Origin of the sequence: Cribrihabitans neustonicus (genome assembly GCF_048820895.1) — a bacterium.
Classification (GTDB): domain Bacteria; phylum Pseudomonadota; class Alphaproteobacteria; order Rhodobacterales; family Rhodobacteraceae; genus Cribrihabitans_A; species Cribrihabitans_A neustonicus.
In genome coordinates, this window is record NZ_JBMERQ010000037.1 from 1 (window position 1) to 1,344 (window position 1,344).

At 63.0% G+C, this 1,344-nt stretch carries 2 protein-coding genes; both read right to left on the reverse strand.

The genetic code is table 11. The features are described 5' to 3' along the window. A partial coding sequence (locus ACOHWE_RS20110; protein ID WP_420668522.1) for a condensation domain-containing protein occupies positions 1–563 on the reverse strand: 563 nt, incomplete at its 3' end. Then, a partial coding sequence (locus ACOHWE_RS20115; protein WP_420668523.1) for an acyl carrier protein occupies positions 560–1,344 on the reverse strand: 785 nt, incomplete at its 5' end. The genes ACOHWE_RS20110 and ACOHWE_RS20115, both read right to left, overlap by 4 nt.

Genomic DNA, 1,344 nt, shown 5'->3' on the forward strand with positions numbered 1-1,344 from the left:
TCGGCATAGGTAACAAACCCCACCTCCGGCGCCACCTCTCCAGCGCCATCAAGCCCACTAGCAAATGCTTCCGACAACGCATCAAAGAACAACGCCGCCGACGCACCATCGAACACCACATGATGCACCAGCACACTCAGGAGGTGATGGTCGTCAGACAAGGCCACGACGTCGACACGAGACGGCCCTTCATGACCCAAATCAAACGCGTAATTGGCCAAGGACTCGATCAGATCCATTCCTGCGTCAGCAGACGCGTCCGGCGGGTCAACTTGATGCACGACGAACGGAATCGGCTGGTCGCTCGGCTTGAAGTGCAGCTCGCCGAGCTCGGTGGTCACCCTCGAGGTCAACTGCGGGTAGCGCCGCCCGACCGCTTGGACTGCGTCGTCGAGGGCGTCGACGTCGAGCCGCCCCCTGAGCTCGAAGCAGTACGGCATGTTGTAGGCCGAGGAGTGGTCCGCGCCCATCCGGGTCGTCGCCCAAATGCCTTTCTGGATCGGCGTCAGTGGCATCGGGTGCCACAGGTCCATGCCGATCTCTTCACTGGCTGTCTCCGTCATCTTACAGCCCCCAGGGTGGTGAGCCGGGCGGCGACGCCCGCTGGCGTCTCGGCCTCGAAGATGTCGAGCACTTTGACGTTGACGTCGAACGCCTCCGACAAATGCTCTGCAAGCTCGAGCGCCGCGAGCGAGTCGCCGCCGTGCTCGAAAAACGCAGCGCTCGCGGTGAGGTTCTCGACCCGGAGCACCGACTGGAACTCGGTGAGGACTTGCGCCAAGACGTCATCGCCAACAACGTCCTGACCGTTGACCCCAGCCCCGCCGTCGCTCACGTGATCGAACGAGGTTGCGTCGGTCCACGGCTGCTCTGTCGGCCCGAGGACCGCGAGCGTCTCGGCGAGCGGAGCCTCAGACGCTCCGTCTTCGACGAGGACGCGCAGGAGCTTGAGCATCGACTCCGGCAACCGGCCGATGGCATCGCCGGCGGCACCGCCCATGTCGTGATGCAGCTCGATCTCGATGTCGTCTCCGCCCGCACCACAGATCAGGCTGATCGGCAAACTCGCGCCGAGGTAGGTCTCATGCAGCGTTGCGAACAGACTCTCGGGTGGAAGCGGTATCGGGTGGTCGAACTGGAAGAGCACCTGGACGAGTGGGGGGTGCGACGCGCTGCGCTCGACCTCCAACGCATCAAGTACCAACTCGAACGGAACGTCACGATGTTCGATCGCCTCCGATACCGTTCGACGAACACCACGCAACAACTCTCGGAACGGCATATCCTCATCAACCGACGACCGCAGCACCACCGTGTTCAAGAAACACCCAATCGCCTCGCGAA